Origin of the sequence: Halomonas cibimaris, assembly GCF_039537045.1 — a bacterium.
GTDB lineage: Bacteria > Pseudomonadota > Gammaproteobacteria > Pseudomonadales > Halomonadaceae > Vreelandella > Vreelandella cibimaris.
In genome coordinates, this window is the sequence record NZ_BAAAZT010000001.1 from 1 (window position 1) to 1,520 (window position 1,520).

1 rRNA gene is annotated in these 1,520 nt (G+C 57.3%); it reads left to right on the forward strand.

Going from position 1 to position 1,520, the window contains the following annotated elements:
• Window positions 1–1,520, forward strand: a 23S ribosomal RNA gene (locus ABD654_RS00005); the annotation flags it as partial.

A 1,520-nucleotide genomic window follows, 5' to 3' on the forward strand; every position in this document is an offset into this window, starting at 1 on the left:
GGTAGAGGAGCGTCGTGTAAGCCGATGAAGGGGAGTTGAGAAGCTCGCTGGAGGTATCACGAGTGCGAATGCTGACATGAGTAACGATAAAGGGCGTGAAAAACGCCCTCGCCGGAAGACCAAGGGTTTCTGTTCGACGCTAATCGAAGCAGAGTGAGTCGGCCCCTAAGGCGAGGCCGAAAGGCGTAGTCGATGGGAAACGGGTCAATATTCCCGTACCGGATCGTATTGCGATGAGGGGACGAAGAAGGCTAGGTGAGCCAGGCGACGGTTGTCCTGGTGAAAGTCCGTAGGCTGAGCCGCCAGGCAAATCCGGCAGCTCAAGGCCGAGAGACGAGACGAAGACACCTTGGGTGTTGAAGTCATTGATGCCACGCTTCCGGGAAAAGCCTCTAAGCACCAGATACGATGCGACCGTACCCCAAACCAACACAGGTGGTCAGGGTGAGAATCCCCAGGCGCTTGAGACAACTCGGGTGAAGGAACTAGGCAAAATGGTGCCGTAACTTCGGGAGAAGGCACGCCGCCGGTACGTGAAACCCCTCGCGGGCGGAGCGGAAGGCGGTCGAAGATACCAGGTGGCTACAACTGTTTACTAAAAACACAGCACTCTGCCAACGCGCAAGCGGACGTATAGGGTGTGACGCCTGCCCGGTGCCGGAAGGTTAAGTGATGACGTTAGGTTCGCCGAAGCGTTTGATCGAAGCCCCGGTAAACGGCGGCCGTAACTATAACGGTCCTAAGGTAGCGAAATTCCTTGTCGGGTAAGTTCCGACCTGCACGAATGGCGTAATGATGGCCACGCTGTCTCCACCCGAGACTCAGTGAAATTGAAATCGCCGTGAAGATGCGGTGTACCCGCGGCCAGACGGAAAGACCCCGTGAACCTTTACTATAGCTTCACACTGGACGCTGATGTTGCCTGTGTAGGATAGCTGGGAGGCTTGGAACCCCGGTCGCCAGACCGGGGGGAGCCACCCTTGAAATACCAGCCTGGCATCATTGGCGTTCTCACTCTGATCCGTGATCCGGATCGAGGACCGTGTGTGGTGGGTAGTTTGACTGGGGCGGTCTCCTCCCAAAGCGTAACGGAGGAGCACGAAGGTACCCTCAGCACGGTCGGACATCGTGCAGTGAGTGCAAGAGCACAAGGGTGCTTGACTGCGAGACAGACACGTCGAGCAGGTGCGAAAGCAGGTTCTAGTGATCCGGTGGTTCTGTATGGAAGGGCCATCGCTCAACGGATAAAAGGTACTCCGGGGATAACAGGCTGATACCGCCCAAGAGTTCACATCGACGGCGGTGTTTGGCACCTCGATGTCGGCTCATCACATCCTGGGGCTGAAGTCGGTCCCAAGGGTATGGCTGTTCGCCATTTAAAGTGGTACGCGAGCTGGGTTTAGAACGTCGTGAGACAGTTCGGTCCCTATCTGCCGTGGGCGCAGGATGTTTGCGAAGGGCTGCTCCTAGTACGAGAGGACCGGAGTGGACGACCCTCTGGTGTGCCGGTTGTCACGCCC